Below are 20,036 nucleotides of genomic sequence, written 5' to 3'. Positions count from 1 at the left end.
GTAACCTCGCCACTGACTTGAATAGTTTACTAGAAATGTCGGGATTATCCAGTCCAAACTGTGGGAAAGCCCCAGGAGAAGTGCGGGCAATCTGAAAGATGGAGAATCCCAATGCTCGAAGCCGAACGTGAAGCCTGCATAGCTGCTGCCCAGGCGGGTGGAAGAATCCTCCTGACCTATTTCCGCAAGTTGGATCCACGCACCATTTCCGAAAAATCGAAGAACGACCTGGTGAGCGAAGCCGATCGGGCAAGCGAGGCCGCCATCCAGAAACTTCTGGCCGATCGTTTCCCCGCTTATGGCTTCCTGGGCGAGGAAACCGGGGCCACCGGTCCCGTGGAAGGCCGCGTCTGGATCGCCGATCCCCTGGACGGCACCCTCAACTTCATCCAGGGGTTCCCCCACTGGTGCGTCTCCGTGGCCCTGTGGGATCCCCAGGGGCCCCTGGCGGGCTGCATCTACGATCCCCTGCGGGAGGACCTCTTCGTGGCCGTGCGGGGCGGGGGCGCCACCTGGAACGGACAGCCCATGGCCGTCTCCGGTCAGCCCGGCCTGACGGGGGCCTTCCTGGCCACCGGCTTCGCCTGGCAGCTGGGCGACCGCTTCGAGCTCTTCGCCCGCACCCTGCCGGCCATCTTCCACCGCGCCAAGGCCATCCGCCGCGGCGGTTCCGCGGCCCTGGACCTGGCCCACACGGCCTGCGGCATCTACGACGGCTACTACGAGATGGGCCTGCGCAAGTGGGACTTCGCCGCCGGCGTGCTCCTGCTGCAGGAGGCCGGGGGATGCGTCACCGACTGGCGGGGAGGCGACGCCTGGGTGGAGACGGGCGACGTGGTGACCGGCAACCCCCAGGTCCAGGAGGAGCTTCTGGAAGCCCTGCGTCACTGAACCGCCGCAGGCCTCCCCAGGGTCGCCACCAGGGCGCAATAGGGCCCCAGCGTCGCGGGCAGGCCCTTGGCCGGGACGCGGCCCGTGGCCAGGAGCACCTGCGCCGGTCCGCCCAGGCCGAGGTCCAGCCTGCGCTCCCGGCCCGAGAGGTTCACGGCCACGAGGATCGTCTCCTCCTCGACCACCCGGAGGTAGGCGAGGATGTCGGGGTCGTCCGGGGCCAGGGGCCGGTAGGCGCCGTCCAGGAGGGCCTTCCTCGACCTGCGCAGGGCCAGGAGCGCGCGATGCCAGTTCAGCACGGAGCCGGGGTCCCGGCGCTCGGTGGCCACGTTGTGGGAGCGGGCCCCGGGAGGCACCGGGAGCCAGGGCCGGCCGGTGGTGAAGCCCGCGGCCTCGGTGGCGTCCCACTGCATGGGGGTGCGCTCCCCGTCCCGCCTCTTGGCGCCGGGCCAGCCCGCGCGGCCCATGGGGTCCATCACGTCCTCCCGGCGCGTGGGGTCGGTGTTGACCATGCCCAGCTCGTCGCCGTAGTAGAGGATGGGGGTGCCCCGCAGCGTGAGGAGCAGCGTCCCCAGGGCCTTGGCGATGGCGTCGTCGTGGACCTTGTCGCCGTAGCGGCTCACGGCCCGCGCCAGGTCGTGGTTCCCCAGCACCCACACGGGCCAGAACCCCGTGGCCTCCGTGGCCGCGATGCGCCTGCGGAAGTCCGGGGCGGACAGCTTCTCCGCCATGGCCAGCATGTGGCCCGTGGGCATCTGGAGCTGGTCCCGGCCGTCGCCGTAGTAGCCCCGGAGCTCCTCGGTCGACTCGGTGTAGGTCTCGCCGATGAGCACCGCGCCGAAGGGGTCCGCCTCCCGGCGCAGGGCACGCATGAGCCCGCGGCCCTCCTCCAGCTTGTAGTTGTGCACGTTGCGCATGTTCGGGTCGCCGAAGGCGTTGCGGCCCGGCAGGAGGGGGTTGTCCGGGAGGGCGGGATCCTCGTAGACGGTGTCCAGGGCGTCCAGCCGGAACCCGGCCGCGCCGCGCCGGTACCACCACCGGGTCACGTCCAGCATCTCGTCCCGCACGGCCGGGTTCCGCCAGTTCAGGTCGGGCTGCGAGCCGTAGAAGAAGTGGTAGTACCACTGCCCCGTGACCGGGTCCAGCGTCCAGGCCGGCCCCCCGAACAGCGACACCCAGTTGCAGGGCGGCGCCGCCCCCTTGCCGTCCCGCCACACATACCAGTCCCGCCGCCGGGCGCTGCGCGAGGACCTGGAGTCCTTGAACCAGGGGTGCTGGTCCGAGGTGTGGTTGAGCACCAGGTCCAGCACCACCCGGATCCCCCGCCGGCGCCCCTCGGCCACGAGCCGGTCGAAGTCCCCGAGCGTGCCGAAGCGCGGATCGATGTCCCGGTAGTCCGACACGTCGTAGCCGAAGTCCACCTGCGGCGACGGGAAGACCGGCGTGAGCCACACCGCGTCCACGCCCAGGTCCTGGAGGTAGTCCAGGCGGGCCGTGATTCCGGGGAGGTCGCCCACGCCGTCGCCCTTGGTGTCCTGGAAGCTGCGGGGGTAGATCTCGTAGAAGACCGCATGGCGCCACCATTCGGCGGGCGCCTGGGCCCCGAGGGACAGGCAGAGGAAGGCGTAGAGGACGGCGCGGGGGATGCGGAGCATGGGCGTCTCGGAAAAGGAGTCTGAAAAGGGGTCGGGCTGAAAGGCATCCAGCTTAACCCCGATCCGGTTTCCGACGAACCCGGGAATTCGCTAACCATATGCATAAACAATGAATATATATCAATCTGGACAGACTCTGGAGGGTGTTCTGTTGGAGGACCCCGTTGAAGGCTTTTCTCCTTGAACCTCCACGAGCCCTCAGCGCCGCGTTCAATCCTTTTCCCAACCCACCGGCGTCATCAAATAAGCGGACGGCATGCACCCGGAAAAAGCCTAAACGCGGAGGCGCGGAGAACGCGCAGAGGCTCGCTGAGGAAAATAGGAAAGGCACTATAGGCTGTCGGCAAACCCGGGACTTCCTGGACACAGGATTTAGGGGCCAGGTCAAGGCAAGAAGATCCCCATCCATCCCCTAAATCCGATTCATCCATGTTCCAGCAGGGATGAATCGGATTGACGGGAAAGGGCAGGATAAGTCCTGGCAAGTCCTTTCCTTGGGTTTGCCTACAGGGCCTATTCTTCGGCCGGTTTCGCGGCGCGGCTGTAGATCACCACGAAGACGCAGAGCGCCGTCATGGCCGCGATGGCCAGCCATTCGCCCAGGGCCCCTTCCACCGAGGCCACGCTGAGGATGGGGAAGCCGTCGGGCCACTTGATCTTGAAGGCGCTGGCGATCACGCCCACGATGCCGCCGCCGGCCATGAGGCCGCTGGCCACCAGGATGCCCCGGTTCTCCCGGGCCTTCACGACGGCGTCCGTGTCGCCGGAGCCCTTGCGGTTCACGACCCAGCTGATCAGGCCGCCCAGGAAGAGCGGGGTGTTCACCTCGATGGGAAGGTACATGCCCAGCGCGAAGCCCAGGGCCGGCAGCTCCACCATGCGCAGGACGAGGCTGAGCACCACGCCGAGGGAGAACAGGAACCAGCGCAGGGGCATGGCCGTGGTGCCGAAGATGCCGTCCAGGATCTCGCGCATGGCGCTGGCCTGGGGCGCGGGCACGGCGGCGGTGCCGAAGCCCTGCTTGCTCATGATCCACATCGCCAGGCCCGTGAACAGGGCGGCCACGAAGGTGCCCAGGAACTTCAGCCACATCTGCCGGGCGGGGGTGGCGCCGATCCAGTGGCCGATCTTCAGGTCCGTGGCGAAGGCGCCGCTGGCGGACAGGGCCGTGCACACGACGCCGCCCACCATCAGGGTGATGAACATGCCCACCCCGCCGCCGAAGCCCAGCTTGAGCATCACGAGGCCCGTGATGATGAGGGTGAGCATGGTCATGCCGCTGATGGGGTTGGTGCCGATGGTGGCGATGGCGCGGGCGGCCACGGGCGCGAAGAGGAACGCGATGACCATGACCACGACGGTGCCGACGAAGGCGGCGAAGAAGGCCCCCTTCATGCCCACGCCGAAGGAGAAGAAGAGGAAGGAGCACAGGCAGAAGATGAGCAGGCCCACTCCCACGAAGGAATTGGGCAGGGTGCGCGCGGGCCGCGGCACGTGGCTGGAGACCTCCACCTTCTCGGTGCTGCGCAGGCCGGCGATGTTCTTGCCGATGGACCTGATCATGGCGGGCATGCCGGCCAGGACGCCCATGATGCCCGCGCCCGCGATGGCGCCGATGCCCATGATGCGGACGTAGTTCTTGAAGATCATCTCAGGGGCCATCTGGGCGATGGGCATCGTCCCCGGCGGCAGGACCCCGGGCACGTGCTGGCCGATGGCGTGGATCATGGGCACCAGCACGAAGGTGGAGAGGATGCTGCCGGCGGCGATGACGGCCGAGTAGCGCAGGCCGATGATGTAGCCGATGGACATGGTGGCCGCGCTGTTGAGCATGTTGAAGGCCATGAACTGCTCGCGCAGCTTGGCGCCCACGTACGCGTGCCGGAGGGTGATGGTCTCGGACATGGCCCGGAACAGCGAGGAGGCGCCGTCGTAGAGCATGCCCAGCGCGGCGGACCCGGCCAGGATCTTGGCCTGGTTGCCCACGCTCTCGCCGCTGGCGAGGATCTCGGCGGTGGCGGTGGCCTCGGGCCAGGGGAACACGCCGTGGTTGTCCACCATGAAGTTGTGGCGCAGGGGGATGAGGAACAGGATGCCCAGGCACCCGCCCAGGAAGGAGACGATGACCACCTGCCACAGCTGCGGGTAGGGCACGTTGGAGCCCGGGACGCCCGCGAGCATGTAGAGGGCGGGAATGGTGAACACCGCGCCCGCCACCACGTGGCCGGAGTTGGCGCCGATGCTGGTGATGATCACGTTCTCCAGGATCGTGCTGCGGCGCAGGTAGAACCGGGAGATGCCGATGGCCAGGATGCTGATGGGAATGGCCGCCTCGATGCCCTGCCCCACCCGCAGCGCCAGGTAGGCCGCGGCCATGGAGAAGATCGCGCAGAAGAGCATCCCGTACATCACGCTCCGGGTGGTGACCTCCAGTACGCCGTCCTGGGGCACCAGCGGGACGTAGTCCTCCCCGGGTTCCAGGACGCGCCGGTAGTTCTCCGGCAGCCCCTTGATGGGCGTCGATTCGGTGGCATCGGACATCGGTTCTCCTTGGAAGGTCAGGCGGGATGCTTGTCGAGGACGCCCTGGACGACCCGGCGCGAAAGGCCGTGGTAGCCCTTGGAGGCCTGGGCGAAGATCTCCCTGGCCAGGGCGCGCGTGGCGGGGGTGGCGCCCAGCGCGGAGTAGAGGGGCCGGAGGTACTTCATGCGGCCCACCCGGAGGAGCACCTCCCGGATGCGGGGGAAGGCCGGCTCGTAGCCGGAACCGGCGGCGATCGTCAGCCACTCCACCAGGATCTCGTAGTTGCCCCGGCCGGTGAGGCCCAGGGTCCCGTCCAGCCAGGCGCAGTCGGCCTGGGGGAGGGCGCGGGGGAGGTTCTGGAGGTAGACCAGCAGCTCGGTGGGGCTCCAGGCGTCCATGACCGCCTTCTCCGGCCGGGCGCAGGCCTTGCCCAGGGCTTCCAGCGCCTCCAGGGCCGCGGAACGGAACACGGGGGCGTTGGCGGGCATGCCGGGCCGATGGAGCCACGCGTCGGCGTCCACCCTGGCCAGGAGCCCCGGGTGGACCTCCTCGGCGAAGGCGCAGAACATCTCGGTGGTGATGGAGGTGAAGCGGAAGCGCCTCATGTAGGCCAGCACGAAGGCGTCCATGGCGGGCCGGCCGAGGTCGGCCTCCAGCAGCGCCACCAGGCGCGCGCCCTTCTCGTAGGGGATGCTGGAGAAGGCGTCGTCGGGGTCCACGCCCTCGAGGTGGGTGCGGAGCACGGTGAGTTCGGGCTGGTCCTTGAACCGCGCGAGGGATTCGTCCAGGGCCTTCTGGCCGATGGCCCAGCCCATGGCGGCGGCTTCGGGCCCGCGGATGGCCTCGAGGATGCGGCGCTCGGCCCAGACGGTGAAGCCCTCGTTGAGCCAGAAGTGCTCGGCGGTGGCGTTGGTGACGAGGTTCCCCGTCCAGCTGTGGGCCAGCTCATGGGCCACCACGTCCACCAGGGAGCGGTCCCCGGCCAGGAGCGTGGGGGTGAGGAAGGTCATCCGGGGATTCTCCATCCCGCCGTAGGGGAAGGAGGGGGGCAGCACGAGCATGTCGTAGCGGTCCCAGTCGTAGGGCCCGAAGAGCCCCTCGGCGCGCACGATCATGTCCTCCACGCCGGCGAATTCCCAGGCGGCCTTCTCGATCGTGGCGGGTTCCGCCCACACCCGGGCGCGCCGGCTCAGGTCGCGGCTCTCCAGCTCGCCCACGGCCAGGGCCAGGAGGTAGGGGGGGATGGGCTGGGGCATGGAGAAGCGGAACACGCGCGTGCCGGGCACCTCGCCGGCGCCGTCCCAGGCGGGCCCGGCGGACATGACCGCGGAAAGGCCCTCGGGCACGACCACTTCGGCGTCATAGCTGACCCGGGCGTAGGCCGAGTCCTGGCAGGGCACGAGGGTGCGGGCGTGGATCGCCTGGCACTGGCTGAAGAGGAAGGGGTGCCTGCCGCCCTCGGTCTGGGCCGGCTCCAGCCACTGGAGGCCGATGGCCTCGGGGCTCGTCTCGTAGGCGAGGACCACCGCCCCGGTGCCCGGTGGAAGCTCCAGGCGCAGGCGGCGCCCCAGGATGGGGTCCTCCGCGCCCAGTTCGAAGGGCACGTCCTGGTCCAGGGCCGGCACCCAGGCCCGGAAGACGGTCAGCCCCTTGGTGTCCAGGTCCAGGGTCCCCCCGGCGGGGGCCTTGAACACCAGCGTGGCCTCGCCGTTCAGGACGCGGCGGTCGAAGTCCACCAGGAAGCGCAGGTGCCAACGGTCCGTGCGGGGCTGGCGGTCGTCGTAGTACGAATGGGGATCGAGGCGGGGCATGGACGTTCCTCGTGGAAGGGCTGGAGTTGGATTTTCGCGAGGGCGATCGGAAGTTCCAAGGGGTCCGGTCATTATCCACCGGGGACGGCGGCTTGTGGATCACATTTCGAGGTAGCAGGGGAGCCTGCCCCCGGGTGGGTGAGGCCGTTTTCTCCAGATGCGGTCGCTGGGGTTGGGGCGGTTCACCGATTTCCAGTTAGGATGCTTCCAAATCCCGCATGAACCCACCTGGCATGGAGGTCGGAATTGAGAACCTGGCAACCGTCATCAAGAATTTCATTCGCCGCCCTGGCGATGCTGAGCCTGATTCCCGCCCAGATTTCATGCCGCCATGGGGTTTCGCCGTCGGACCCGCTCTCGGTAGCAGCATTATTGAAGCAACAAGCGGATCGCTGGGACCAGGACATCATTCTGAAGAACCGGCCCGCCATTTCCGACAACATGAGTGAAGACTTCCGGCACATCAGCAACAAAGGTGTCATTTCAGATAAGACGGCATTCCTCCAAGGGATCGTCTCCGCCGACCTGGTCATCAATCCCTACACCGTTGAAGACCTGGATATTCGAATCTATGGAACCTGCGCTTTGATTTGCGGAAGGACCAATATGACAGGCTCCTACAAGGGCTCCCCTTTCCGATCCCACTACCGGTATGTCGATACCTATGTTCTGAAAGACGGGCGCTGGAAGGTGTGCAATGTCCAGATCACCGCGATGCCGGACTAGGGTGCGGTACCAGTCGGGGTTGTAGCCCGGGGGTGATGCAAAGCGGCATGGGTTTGGCGATTTCGAGGTGGTCAGGGGGCCATGAGGGCCAGTCCCTTCTCCAGCACCTCGTCCCGGCCCGCTGCGAGCCCTTCCGGGGTGGGCCGCACGGGAACCGTGGGCAGGATGCCCACCCCGTGGTGGCGGGTGCCGTCGTGCTTGAGGACCTTCATGCCGGTGAAGGCCAGGTGGTAGCCGCCCGGGAGGGTGAGGCCGCAGATGTTGCCGTTGGTGCCGGCGGTGGGGGCGCCCACGATCTCGCCCAGCCTGTAGGCCTCCACGATGCCCAGGCAGGACTCCGCGTAACTGATGGCCCCACCCCCGGTGAGGAAGACCACCTTGCCCTTTATGCGGGGGGTCTTGGGCTCCAGGTCCCACCGGCCGCCGGTGTCCCAGGTCCAGGCCTCGCCGTCGGGGAGGGTGACGACGGGCTTGTTCCACCGGGCGCTGGCGAGGGGCTTGTCCGTGAGGTGCTGGAGGAAGCCCGGGCGCACCTTCGGGTAGCCGCGCAGGTCGAAGATCACGCCCCTGGCCGCGGCCAGGCTGGGCAGGGCGGCCTGGAATTCCGGGTCCGTGGCCCGGTCCAGGTCCACGTACCAGATGCCGGGACGCAGCTCGCCCACCTTGGGGGGCAACGGGCCCGCGGGGAGGTTCCAGGGGCTCGCGTCACGGGGGAGCGAGGCCTCCCCGGCCACGCCTCCGGCCGTGACGTAGGTGATCCGGGCGGGCTGGCCGTGGGGCCCGGCCAGGAACTCCCGGCTCACCTGGCGGTCCAGCCAGCCGTTGGAGGCCGACGAGATCTCCTCGGCGAGGAGCTTGATGCGCCTGCCGGCGGGCTCCCCGTCCACGGTGAGGATCCGGCTCCCCGCGGGGACAGCCTTGGCGCCCTCCCCCGCGGCCTTCACCACGGGCCAGCCGTCGATCATCTCCAGCGCCAGGGCGGGGCAGGCCTGGTCCCTTCCGGGTCCCTCGACATGGATGTGTCCGTCCTGGAGGGCCGCGGTGAGCCGGCGCAGGGTGCGGGTGAAGGCCCCGGCGTCCGGATCCAGCGCCGCCGCGGACAGGGCACGCGGCAGCTCGGCGTCCCAGGAGCCTCCGGCCACGTCGAAGTAGGGGTAGAAGTGGCGGAACACGCCCCACGCCAGGGCCACGTCCCCCAGCCGCGTGCCGCGGTCGTTGCCGTCGCCCGCGCCCATCGTGGGTTCGGGCATGCGGGCCCTGGGAACGGCGGTGACCGGGCCCCGGAAGGTGGCCCCGCCGGCGTCCGCGTAGCACACCGTGGGAAGCATGAGGCGGACCCCGGCGCCCAGGGCCAGGACCCGGCCCCGCGCCGGGTCCTCCCAGCCCTGGGCCTTCGCCTGGGCCAGCGGCAGGTAGTGCCGTTCGCTGTGGTAGACGCCGTGGCCCGCGCCCTGGCCGAACCCCGTGTGGACCCACCGCACCGCCTGGGTGGCCCCGGAGGGGGCCCTCACCGGCGCGGGCGCGGCGCCGGGGGGCAGGAAGCGCGCCGTGGGGGCCCAGGGACCGAAGAACTTCTGGAGGCGCGAGGCCAGGTCCGTGGCGGACGTCGCGCCCTCCGCGGCGCGCGCTCCCAGGATGGCGATCCGCTCCCAGTCCGCGGAGGCGGCCGCGTCGGAGGGGTGGAAGAACCGGATGTAGCCGAAGGCCCGGGTGAAGGCCGCCAGGTTCGCCAGGCCCCGCTCCGTGAGGGCCCGGGCGGCCTGGGCGGGTACCACCGGCGTGTCGCCCAGGACCTCCAGGGTGAAGGGCGCCACCCGGAGGACGCCGCGGCCGCCCACGAAGAAGGCGCCGAGGTTGACGGTCTTCGCGTTCGGGGCCACGTCGCCCACGATCGTCCCCTCCGTCCACGCGGTGGCGGTCACGGCCCTGTCCTGCATGTTGTCGAAGAACCCCATGGACCCGTCCTCCCGGTCCACCCGAAGCCAGGCCTGCCCCGCGCCCCCCGTCCCCGGGTCCACCTTCATCCGGGTGCGCAGCCGGATCCGCTTGCCCCGGAAGGGCCCCGCGTCCACCACCTGCATCAGGTTGCCGAAGGCCCCGGAGCCCGTCTCCCGGCGGATCGCCACGCACCGCCCCCCGGGGAGGGCCGGGTCCTCCTCGATCCCGGCATGGAAGCCCGCGTCGGCGCCGGATTTGGGAAAGAACCAGCCCTTGGGGATCTCGCCGGGGGCGCCTTCGAGGAAGGCGGGATTGAGCAGCGCCGGCTGCGGCGCCTGGGCCAGTACGGGCACGGAAAGAGCGAGACCGAGCAGGGTCAGCTTCATGGGTTCTCCCGGTGGGATGGAACCATCCTACCCCCAAGGTGTGAAAAAGAAGGGGCCGGTTTCCCGGCCCCCTCCCTTATTTGCCTGCCGCTCAGTGTCCCGTCTTCTCCTCGGGGATCCGGATGGCGTCGCCCTTCTCCCGGACGATGGTGCGGTACCAGTCGGGGTTGTAGGCCGGGTGGGTCACTTCGCCCTTGGCGTCCCGCACGTTGCCGTCCAGGTACTTCCAGATGAGCATCTCGCCCAGCTTGCGCCAGCGGGCGGTGACCAGGTCGCCCTGGCGGCAGGAGTAGTCGGTGAGGAAGGCCTTGGCCAGTTCGGGAGACTGCTGGTAGAGGACCTTGGCGTGGGCCTCCACCTCGGGCTGGTGGGCCAGGAAGCCGCCCTCGAGCTCGCGCTGGACCTTCTGCACGTCGACGATCATCTCGTCGTAGCGGCTGTAGGCGTAGTTGGCCACGAAGTTGAAGGTCCAGAAGGCGCTGTCCCAGCTGAACTCGTTCCAGGACCCGGTGCCCTCGGCGAAGCTCCTGGGCACGGCCTTGATGGCGCAGTACATGGGCACGTAGACGGTGGAGTAGGTGTCGTCCATGCCGAACCACAGCACGCCGCCGATGGCGTCGGGCAGCCAGGACCGGGACTGGCTCACGTAGGACCAGCCGGTCTGCTGGGTGGAGATGGCGCGCTCGTGCAGGTACTGCTTGCCGTCCACCTTCCACTCCATGGGCCGCCAGCGGTAGGGGGTGTGGTAGGGGCCCGCGCCCACGTCCTTGGTCATGTCCAGCTCGGTGCCCTCGTAGTGGTCCCGCATGAGCTCCATGACGTCGCGCACGCTCAGCTTGTGGTCGGGGGTGATGCACAGGGGCATGGGCCTGGCGCCGGGGGTGCCCTTGGCGATGTCGATGGGGATCTTGAGGGAGGGGGCGGCGCGGTTGAAGACGCTCCACACCCGCGCCTCGCAGAAGCGCAGGGCGCCGAAATCGGCGGGGGCGTAGACGTCGGTGAAGCTGAAGTCCTTGTCCTCGCCCTTGAAGTAGCCCTTGTCCCGGGCGAAGGAGATGACGTCCTTGGAATAGACGCAGGTCCTGGGGTCGTTCAGGGGGAAGCGGCTGATTCGGGCGTGGTTGGCGTGGGCCGAGATCGTGCCGTCGGGAACCTTCACGGCCACCCACACGGCGCCCTTCTGGCCCTTGCCCTTGCCGATGATCTCGAAGATCCAGGCCTCGTTGGGGTCGCCCACGGAGATGGACTCGCCCTCGCTGGCGTAGCCGTACTGGGCCACCAGGTCGCCCATGACCTGCACGGCCTCCCGGGCCGTCTTCGAGCGCTCAAGGGCGATGTACATCAGGCTGCCGTAGTCCACGACGCCCGCGGGCACCTGCAGCTCCTGGCGGCCGCCGAAGGTGGTCTCGCCGATGACCACCTGGAACTCGTTCATGTTGCCCACGCGGCTGTAGGTGACGGGGGCCTCCTTGATGCGGCCCAGGAACTTGCCCGTGTCCCACTCCACGATGTCCCGCTGCTCGGTGGGGAGGTGCTGGGCGCCGGCCTTGAAGTACAGCTCGCCGTAGAGGGTGTGGCTGTCGGCGGCGTACGTGATCATGGTGGAGCCGTCCTTGCTGGCCCCCTTGGTGACCAGGATGTTGGTGCAGGCCGCCAGGGGCTGTGCGAGGCTGGAGACCAGGACCACCGAAGCGGCCGTCAGGGTTCGGAACAGGGACTTCATGGGCGTCCTTTCGGTTGGGAACAAGCCCCCATCATATCAATGCCGCATCACAAAGCGAGGCATGTCCTCCGGCTTGTTGAAACCATCACACCCCTGCTAGCACTGAAGTTCCAGGAGCGCCCATGATCCCTTTCCCCCCCGCCCAGGTCCAGGAGGCCCCCGCCCCCCGGGAGGCGGCCTTCGCCGGATTCAACGGGCTCCCCCTGAAGGGGAGCGTCCTGCCGGCCGAAGGCCCCTGGTTCGCGGTGCTGGTGGGCGATTCGGGCCCCCTGGACCGGGACTGGAGCCAGCCCCGGCTGCCCGCCCACACGGGCCGGGCCCTGGCGGAGTGGCTCCAGGGCCAGGGGGTGGGCTCCCTGCGTTTCGACAAGCGCATCGCCCTCAGCCGGGACCCCAAGCTGAACGCCTCCCTGGACGCCCAGTCCGGAGACATCGAGGCCGCCGTGGCCGCCGCCCGGGCCCTGCCCGAGGCCCGGAACCGGCGGATCCTGCTGGTGGGCCATGGGGAAGGCGCCCTCCTGAGCCTCCTGGTGGCCCGGCAAGCCGACGCCCTGCTCCTCCTGGCCATGCCGAGCCTGCCCATGGGCAAGGCCCTCGCCGAACAGATCGCCCTCCAATTGCCGGCCAGCCAGGCCGCGCCCAACCGCGCCTACCTCCAGGCCGTCTTCCAGGCCATCCGAACCGGCCGCCCCACCCCGGCTCCCGGCCCCGACGTCCTGCCCGCCCTGGCCCAGCTGGCCAAGGGCCTCATGGCCCCTGAAACCCTTTCCTTTGTCAGAGATACCCTTGACCTGGACCCCTGGACCATGGCCGCTCGTGTGGCGGTTCCCGTGGCGGTGGCCTGGGGCGGGAAGGATGTCCAGACCTGGAAGCCGGCCCAGATCCCCGCCCCCTACAAGGGGACGGTGCTCGAGGTGCCCGACGCGAACCACGCCTTCCGCCTTGAGCCCCGTCCCCGGGCCGAGCTGGACGGCGCCAGCGCCCTGGAGGGCTACCGGGACGACAGGCCACTGGCCGACCTGTCCCCCATCTCGGCCTGGATCAGGAGTTTGAAGTAGGGGGGAAGCGCTTCAGCAGCTTCTTCACGGCGTCCGTGACGGCGGCATCGGCTTCCTCGGGGGTCTCGGATCCGTCCAGGACCTCCCCGGCAGCCGCCTTCCAGACCAGCTGCTGGGTCTTGAAGTCTTTGATTTCCAATACGATGGACGTGATCTGGCCGGACGGCCGGGCCGTCAGGGGAGCTGCGAGGCCCAGCCCCAGGCCCACGGGCCCGCCCATGCCCAGGCCGATGCTGAAGGCGCCCCTGGACCGCCCGCGGGCGGTGAGGACGGGGTAGTAGGTGACCAGGAACTCGGGATCGGCCGTGGTCTCGCGCTTGAAGCCGCGCAGGGCCAGTTCGGCCTCCACGGCCCGCCGCACCCGGTTGTCCAGGAGGGGGTTCCCCGGGGCGGCCTTGGAGGCGGCGTACCAGTCGTAGGCGTGATAGGCCTGGTAGTTGGCCTTGACGTCGTAGTCGAAGTGAAGCTCGGGGCCCGCGCACCCCAGGGACAGGGCCAGGATCGCGAGGCAGGGAAGGAGGACGCGCATGGTATCCCTTTCGTTGAGCCTTTGACCAGGCGAGCGGGGCCCGGGTTGAACGTTGATTCACTGCGCCCGGGAAGGCGCGACGGGCAGGGATTCGTTGCCGTCCCGGTCCCGGGTGGCCACGGCGAAAAAGTAGTTGTCCGTGCCCACGCCGGGCAGGACCGTGCTGTTCCCGATGGGCACGGGCATGCCTTCCTGCCAGACCACGCCGTCGGCGTTGCGCCGGTAGACCACGATGGAGGCCACGCGGGGGTCGGTGACGGGGGCCCAGCTCAGCCGGGCGTCGTTCGTCGCCGCGCCGGAGAGGACGACGTCCCGCGGTGCCTCGGGAGCCAGGGCCAGCCCGTGGAAGGCGCCCACCATCTCGCGGGTGATCTTGGCGCAGTAGCCCGGGTCGAAAAAGGCCGGGGAGTCCCCGTAGGTGCGCCCGCCCTCGATGCGGGGGTTCTGGTGCTGGCGGTCGAAGTTCTCCTGGGTCTCGGTGACCCGGGCCGCGGGGAACCCTTCCCGGTTGAAGGCGAGATGGTCGCCGCCCCGGCCCACCCGGTCCCGCCTCAGCATCACCTTCATCTCCAGCTGGTCCGCGAAGCGCTCCCCGAACCGTTTGAGGTACCGCGCGAACTCCCGGCTCGGGGAGTCGTTCTCGCCGCCCAGGGACTCCCGGGCCTGCTTCTGGGCCTCGGTCTCCGCGGTGGGCACGCCCTCGGAGAAGACGCGGACGGTGGTGTTGATCTTGGCGCCACCGGGACCGGAGGTGTTGCCCACGGTGTCCGCGGCCAGCATGGCGATGACGTTGACGCCCTCGGCCTTGAGCCGTTTCGCCAGGTGGGCCGCGCCCAGCAGGCCCTGCTCCTCGCCGGCGGTGGCCACGAAGTAGATGTTGATGGCGGTGCGGTCGGCGGCCATGACGTAGGCCATCTCCAGGGTCAGCGCCACGCCGCTGGCGTTGTCCACGGCCCCGGGGGCGTCGGTCTCGGCGTCCATGACGTCCGAGGCGCGGCTGTCGTAGTGGCCGCACACCACCAGGGCGTCCTTCACCCGGGAGGGATCCAGGGCCGGCAACAGGACCCCGACGTTGACCATCTCGGTGGCCTTGGGGACCCGGGGCCCGGGCTCCTGGACGAAGCGGTCCTCGAAGGGGATGAGGCGGGAGCCCGGCAGCATGGCGAGGTTCCGGGTCTCGCCGATGAGCCAGTTCCGGGCCGCGACGATGCCATGGGCCTCGGTGGAGCTCTTCGAGAGGGAATGCCGGGTGCCGAAGGCCGCCAGCCGTTCCACGGTCCGGCGCAGGCGGGCCGACTCCACGTGGCCCGCCATGTCCTTGGCCGTGGGGGGGGTCGGGACCTGGGCGCCCAGGGCCAGGGCGAGGGGCAGATACAGGGCGAGGCGCATGGGGGCTCCGGGTGTCCCTCCCATCCTACGCCTTCTGAGCAAAGGCCGGTCCCGGGTGCTAGACTTTCCAACTATCGTTTACGGAGTCCCCATGTTCGAACTCAAAGGCAAGATCGCCCTCATCACCGGCGCCAGCCAGGGCATCGGCGAGACCATCGCCCGGAATCTGGCCCGCCAGGGCGCCTTCGCCGTGTGCGCCAGCCTGCCCTCCACCGAGGAGGACCTCAAGCAGGTCGTCGCCGGCATCCAGGCCCAGGGCGGCCAGGCCGACTACGTCCTCCTGGACATGCGGGACGGGGAGAGCATCCGCGCCGCCGTCGCCACCGTCCTCGAGCGCCACGGCGCCCTCCACATCCTGGTGAACAACGCCGGCATCACCAAGGACAAGCTGATGATCCAGATGAAGGAGGAGGAGTTCGAGCTGGTGCTCGACATCAACCTCAAGGGCTCCTGGCTGGCCACCCAGGCCGTGGCCAAGGCGATGATGAAGCAGCGCTGGGGCCGGATCATCAACATCGTCTCCGTGGTGGGCCAGATGGGCAACGCCGGCCAGAGCAACTACGTGGCCTCCAAGGCGGGCCTGATCGGCCTCACCAAGACCGTGGCCCGGGAGTTCGCGAGCCGCAACATCACCTGCAACGCCGTGGCCCCCGGCTACATCGCCACCGCCATGACCGACAAGCTCCCCGAGGACGTGAAGGCCGAGTTCAACCGCCAGATCCCCCTGGGCCGCATGGGCACCCCCGCCGACATCGCGAACGCCGTCTCCTTCCTGGCTTCCGACGAGGCGGAGTACATGACCGGCCAGGTGCTCAGCGTGAACGGCGGCATGTTGATGCCCTAGCCTAAACGCCCGGAGGGTTCGCCGGGTCACTCCAGGGACGCCCCCCAGCCCCCGAGGTCCGCTGTGCCAACCCCCCAGATGCCAGCCGCCCCGGATCTCGTGAGGGACGAGCTGCTCCCGGAACTCTTCGAAGCCACCGCGGACCGGTGGGGGGATCGCACGGCCGTGGAGTTCGAGGGCCGCAGCCTCTCCTACCGGGAGCTGGACGCCCGGGCCAACCGCCTCGCCCGCCTCCTCATGGAGCGGGGGGCGGGGCCCGGGACCTACGTGGCCCTCCTCCTGCCCCGGGGAGCCGAGGCCCTCACCGCCCTGCTGGCCGTTCTCAAGGCCGGGGCGGCCTACGTGCCCCTGGACCCGGACTATCCCCCCGACCGCGTGCGGGCCATCCTCCTGGATTCCGGGGCCCGCCTCCTGGTGACCTCCATGGGCCCCGCCGCCCAGATCGCCGAAGGGCCCTGGACGCCGGTCCTCCTGGAGGAGGAGGCCGGGGCCCTGGCGGCGCTGCCCTCCACCCGGCCCCCCCGGAGGGCGCGGCCCTCCGATCCCTGCTACGCCATCTTCACCAGCGGGTCCACGGGCCGCCCCAAGGGTGTGGCCGTGGCGCACCGCGCCGTGTGCAACCTGGTGCGCGCCGAAGGCCGGATCTTCGGGGTGACCGCCGAGGACCGGGTCTTCCAGGGCTTCTCCCTGGCCTTCGACGCCTCGGTGGAGGAGGTCTGGCTGGCCTGGCACGCGGGCGCGGCCCTGGTGGCCGCGGGCGCCGCGGTGGTCAAGAGCGGCCCCGCCCTTCCCTCCTGGCTGAGGGAGCGGGGCGTCACGGTGGTCTCCACCGTCCCCACCCTCCTGGGCACCTTCGACGAGGATGTGCCTTCCCTGCGGCTCCTCATCCTGGGCGGCGAGGCCTGCCCCCGGGACCTGGTGCGGCGCTGGGCGACCTCGCGGCGCATGGTGAACACCTACGGACCCACGGAGGCCTGCGTCATCGCCACCTGGACCGATCTGTCCCCGGACCGGCCCGTCACCATCGGCAAGGCCATCCCCAACATGCGGACCTACGTCCTGGACGGGGAGCTGGGCCCCGCGGACGAAGGGGAGCTGTGCCTCTCGGGCATCGGCCTGGCCATCGGCTACCTGGGCCTGCCGGACCTCACCGCGGAGCGCTTCCCGCCCAACCCCTATGCGGACGGCCCCGGCACGGAGCGCCTCTACCGCACCGGCGACAGGGTGCGCCTGGACGCCAACGGCGACCTGGTGTTCCTGGGGCGCTTCGACGACCAGGTCAAGCTCCGCGGCTTCCGGGTTGAGCTGGGCGAGATCGAGGCCGCCCTGCGCGCCGCGCCCGGCGTGCTGGCGGCGGCCGCGGCGGTGCTGGGCGGGGACGGGCCCGACCAGCTCGTGGGCTACGTGGTCCCGGGCCCGGCCGACGAGGACGGGCTCCGGGCCGCCCTGCGCAGGACCCTCCCCCCCTACATGATCCCGGCCCGCATCGTCGCCCTGGAGGCCCTGCCCACCCTGCCCAGCGGCAAGCTCGACCGCAAGGCCCTGCCGGCGCCCCCGCCCCGGGCCGCCGCCGCCCGGGCACCGGAGGCCCCCGGCTCGAGCCGGGAGCGGGCCCTGGCCGAAGCCTGGGGCCGGCTCTTCCAGCTGGACGCGGTGGGCCTGGACCAGGACTTCTTCACGGACCTGGGGGGCCACTCCCTGCTGGCGGCCGTCATGGTCTCCGAGCTGCGCAGGGCCGGCGACTTCCTGGGGCTCTCCGTGCCCGACGTGTACGCCTTCCCCACGGTGCGCCTCCTGGCGAGGGAAATGGACGCCCGCAGCCCCGGACCCCAGGCGCCGGCGGCCGTGACCGCCCCGAGGCCCCGCTTCGCAAGGTGGCTCTGCCAGGGGGCCCAGGCCGCCGGGCTCTTCCCCCTCCTGGGCTACTTCGGACTCCAGTGGCTGGCTCCCTACCTCACCTACAGCTGGCTCATCGACCACGACCACGACCGGGGCCCGGCCCTGGCCGCGGCCACCGGAGTCATCCTGCTCCTGAACCCCGCCATGTTCCTCCTGTCCATCGCCGCCAAGTGGCTCCTCCTGGGCCGGGTGCGGGCGGGAACCCACCCGCTCTGGGGCGCCTACCACCTGCGCTGGTGGCTGGCGACCCGCATCCAGGCCGCGACCCCCACGGGCTACCTGGTGGGCACGCCGTGGATGCGCGCCTACCTGCGCCTCATGGGGGCCCGGGTGGGCCGGCACACCCACTTCGCCACGGACTGCGTCCGGGGCTTCGACCTCCTCGAGGTGGGCTCGGACACCTGCATCGGCGTGGAGGCCCGGCTGGAAGCCTACGTCATCGAGGACGGCGCCCTGCGCCTGGGCCCCATCAAGGTCGGCTCCCGCTGCTGCGTGGGCGCCCGGGCCGTGCTGGCCCCGGGCACGGTCATGGAGGACGGCTCGGAGCTGGGCGACCTGAGCATGCTCCCCGAAGGCGGCCGCATCCCCGCCGACCGGCACTGGGTGGGCTCCCCCGCCCTGCCCCTGCCGGGGCCCGACCGCGCCGGCCTGGCCCCGTCCCGGCCGGGGCGCCCCCGCATCCTGGCCATGGCGGTGGCCCAGGGCCTGGCGGCCTTCATGGTGCCGGTGGTCTTCCTGTGCTCCATCCTTCCCGGCATGATGCTCCTGAACGAGCTGTGGGTCGACATCCCCGGGTACTTCGGCTACCTGTGGGCGGTCCCCCTGGCGGCCATCTCCTACGTGCTGCTCCTGGCCCTGATCATCATCGGCGTCAAGCGCCTGGTCATCGGCAGGGTGCGGGCCGGCACCTACGACCTCACCTCCGCCTACTACCTCCGGAAGTGGTTCGTCGACCAGCTGATGGAAGTCTCCCTGGACCTGCTGGGACCCCTCTACGCCACCCTCTACCTGAACCCCTGGTTCCGGGCCCTGGGCGCGAGGATCGGCCGGCGCGCCGAGATCTCCACCGCGGGCGCGGCCACGCCGGACCTCCTGGACATCGGGGAGGAGACCTTCATCGCCGACGCCGCCTCCCTGGGCACGCCCCGCTACGACCTGGGCCGCGTCACCCTGGCGCCGACCCGGGTGGGCCGGCGCGCCTTCGTGGGCAACAGTTCCGCCGTGCCCGGGGGCACGGCGCTGGGCGACCTCGCCCTGGTGGGCGTCCTGTCCGTTCCGCCCCTGGACCCCGCCGAGGCCGCGCGGGTCGACGCCTCCTGGCTGGGCTCCCCCGCCATCTACCTCCCCAGGCGCCACCACGCCGAGGGGTTCGGCGACGACCGGACCTTCACCCCCGGCCGGAGGCTGGTGGCCCTGCGCCTCTGCATCGAGTTCTTCCGGGTGACGCTGCCCGCCATGGCCTATGCCCTCCTCACCTGCCTGATGCTCACCACGCTGACCCTCCTGGAGGAGGGCTTCGGCATCGCGGCCGCGATCCTCCTCTTCCCGTTCCTGTACTTCGCCGCGGGCGTGGCGGCGTGCGCGTTCGCCGTGGGCATGAAATGGCTCCTCATCGGCCGCTACCGCCCCTGCGAGAAACCCCTCTGGTGCGGCTTCGTGTGGCGCACCGAGCTGGTGTCGGCGCTCCACGAGAACCTGGCCGCCTCCTGGCTGCTGAACCTCTGCCAGGGCACCGCCCTTCTGCCCCTCTATTTCCGCCTCCTGGGCGCCCGCATCGGCCGGGGCGTGCACATGGAGAGCATCTGGATGACGGAGTTCGACCTGGTGCGCATCGGCGACGGCGCCTGCCTGGGCCCGGACTGCACCATCCAGACCCACCTCTTCGAGGACCGGGTCATGAAGATGTCCACCATCGACCTGGGCGCGGGCTGTTCCGTGGGCACCGACGCCGTGGTCCTCTACGGCACCCGCATGGAGCCCGGCTCGCACCTGGGGGATCTCTCCCTTCTGATGAAGGGCGAGGTCCTGCCCGCGGGCAGCCGCTGGCACGGCAGCCCCGCGCGGAGGGTCGGGTGAGGCCCGCCTTCGCGTGCACCCCCGCCTTTTCCGAGGCCGCCGCCCTGCCCGGGCTCGCCCGGGAGCTGGGTCTGGCCGTCCCCGCGGCCTTCTCCGGCCACGACGCCCACGGCCGGCCCCGGGCCGAGGCCGGCGGGGTCCCGGTGCAGGTCAGCCTCGGCCGCTGCGGCGCGGTGGCCGCCGTGGCCCTGCGGCTCACGGGGCGGGTGGGGGTGGACCTGGTGGATCCCCGCTCCGGGATCCCCACCCGGGGCCTCCTGGATCTCGCGTCCCCCGGGGAGCGGGCCTGGCTGGAAAGCGTGCCCGAGGCGTCCAGGCGCCGGCGGCTCTTCCAGGTGTGGGCCTGCCGGGAGGCGCTCCTGAAGGCCCTGGGCATGGGCCTCTCCCTGGATCCCGGGGCGGTGGAGCTGGAGCCCGACGGGGAGGGCCTCAGGCCGTCCCGCGTCCTGGGGTGCCCATCCCCGCCGGAGGGCTGGCACGTGCACGTGTCGGACGGAGGGGGGCTGGCGGAAGGGCTGATCCTTGCCCTCGCGTGGGGAGAGTGACTTCGCCGGCGCGCGGATGCACCGGCCGCCGGCGCCCTGTCCC

At 70.4% G+C, this 20,036-nt stretch carries 13 protein-coding genes; 6 read left to right on the top strand and 7 right to left on the bottom strand.

The features are described from left to right. Positions 1-111 precede the first annotated feature (111 nt). Positions 112-891, top strand: a complete 780-nt coding sequence (locus RAH40_RS20800) for an inositol monophosphatase family protein (RefSeq protein ID WP_306599551.1) — start codon at positions 112-114, stop codon at positions 889-891. Here the strand turns inward: RAH40_RS20800 and RAH40_RS20795 are convergent. The 3 genes from RAH40_RS20795 to RAH40_RS20785 form a co-directional block, all read right to left on the bottom strand. Further along, a complete protein-coding gene (locus tag RAH40_RS20795) occupies positions 885-2,546 on the bottom strand; it encodes an alpha-glucosidase (protein WP_306599550.1) in 1,662 nt (553 codons plus the stop codon). The two genes, RAH40_RS20800 and RAH40_RS20795, sit on opposite strands and share 7 nt — an antisense overlap. 513 nt (positions 2,547-3,059) lie before the next feature. Continuing rightward, positions 3,060-5,087, bottom strand: coding sequence for an OPT family oligopeptide transporter (locus RAH40_RS20790; protein ID WP_306599549.1), 2,028 nt, complete (start codon positions 5,085-5,087; stop codon positions 3,060-3,062). 17 nt (positions 5,088-5,104) lie between these two features. Beyond that, positions 5,105-6,880: a M1 family metallopeptidase gene (locus tag RAH40_RS20785; RefSeq protein ID WP_306599548.1), complete on the bottom strand. Its 1,776-nt coding sequence runs from the start codon at positions 6,878-6,880 to the stop codon at positions 5,105-5,107. 246 nt (positions 6,881-7,126) lie between these two features. On the opposite strand from RAH40_RS20785, the gene RAH40_RS20780 reads away from it, so the two are divergent. Next, the gene (locus tag RAH40_RS20780) at positions 7,127-7,606 is read left to right on the top strand and encodes a nuclear transport factor 2 family protein (protein ID WP_306599547.1); all 480 of its coding nucleotides are present in this window, start codon (positions 7,127-7,129) and stop codon (positions 7,604-7,606) included. A gap of 71 nt (positions 7,607-7,677) precedes the next feature. On the opposite strand, the gene RAH40_RS20775 is transcribed toward RAH40_RS20780, so the two are convergent. Continuing rightward, positions 7,678-9,930: a S41 family peptidase gene (locus tag RAH40_RS20775; RefSeq protein ID WP_306599546.1), complete on the bottom strand. Its 2,253-nt coding sequence runs from the start codon at positions 9,928-9,930 to the stop codon at positions 7,678-7,680. A gap of 91 nt (positions 9,931-10,021) precedes the next feature. After that, on the bottom strand, positions 10,022-11,653 hold the full coding sequence (locus RAH40_RS20770; protein WP_306599545.1) for a dipeptidase: 1,632 nt from the start codon (positions 11,651-11,653) through the stop codon (positions 10,022-10,024). Between the two features lie 122 nt (positions 11,654-11,775). On the opposite strand from RAH40_RS20770, the gene RAH40_RS20765 reads away from it, so the two are divergent. Beyond that, on the top strand, positions 11,776-12,711 hold the full coding sequence (locus RAH40_RS20765) for a hypothetical protein (protein WP_306599544.1): 936 nt from the start codon (positions 11,776-11,778) through the stop codon (positions 12,709-12,711). Here RAH40_RS20765 and RAH40_RS20760 read toward each other — a convergent pair. Both RAH40_RS20760 and RAH40_RS20755 read right to left on the bottom strand, forming a co-directional pair. Next, entirely contained in the window at positions 12,695-13,240 is a 546-nt protein-coding gene (locus tag RAH40_RS20760; RefSeq protein ID WP_306599543.1) for a DUF4136 domain-containing protein, read from the bottom strand. The genes RAH40_RS20765 and RAH40_RS20760 overlap by 17 nt on opposite strands. A 57-nt stretch (positions 13,241-13,297) precedes the next feature. Then, on the bottom strand, positions 13,298-14,629 hold the full coding sequence (locus RAH40_RS20755; protein ID WP_306599542.1) for a M28 family peptidase: 1,332 nt from the start codon (positions 14,627-14,629) through the stop codon (positions 13,298-13,300). 91 nt (positions 14,630-14,720) lie between these two features. Between RAH40_RS20755 and fabG the strand changes: the two genes are divergently transcribed. The 3 genes from fabG to RAH40_RS20740 all read left to right on the top strand — a co-directional run bounded on the left by fabG (position 14,721) and on the right by RAH40_RS20740 (position 19,993). Continuing rightward, positions 14,721-15,473, top strand: a complete 753-nt coding sequence (gene fabG, locus RAH40_RS20750; protein WP_306599541.1) for a 3-oxoacyl-[acyl-carrier-protein] reductase — start codon at positions 14,721-14,723, stop codon at positions 15,471-15,473. A gap of 63 nt (positions 15,474-15,536) precedes the next feature. Next, positions 15,537-19,448, top strand: coding sequence for a Pls/PosA family non-ribosomal peptide synthetase (locus RAH40_RS20745; protein WP_306599540.1), 3,912 nt, complete (start codon positions 15,537-15,539; stop codon positions 19,446-19,448). Beyond that, on the top strand, positions 19,445-19,993 hold the full coding sequence (locus RAH40_RS20740; RefSeq protein ID WP_306599539.1) for a 4'-phosphopantetheinyl transferase superfamily protein: 549 nt from the start codon (positions 19,445-19,447) through the stop codon (positions 19,991-19,993). Before RAH40_RS20745 ends, RAH40_RS20740 begins: the two co-directional genes overlap by 4 nt. Positions 19,994-20,036: the final 43 nt, after the last annotated feature.

Origin of the sequence: Geothrix sp. 21YS21S-2 (assembly GCF_030846775.1) — a bacterium.
GTDB lineage: Bacteria > Acidobacteriota > Holophagae > Holophagales > Holophagaceae > Mesoterricola.
The sequence above is the reverse complement of the archived record's forward strand: the minus strand, read 5'-3'. Positions and strand labels throughout refer to the sequence as shown.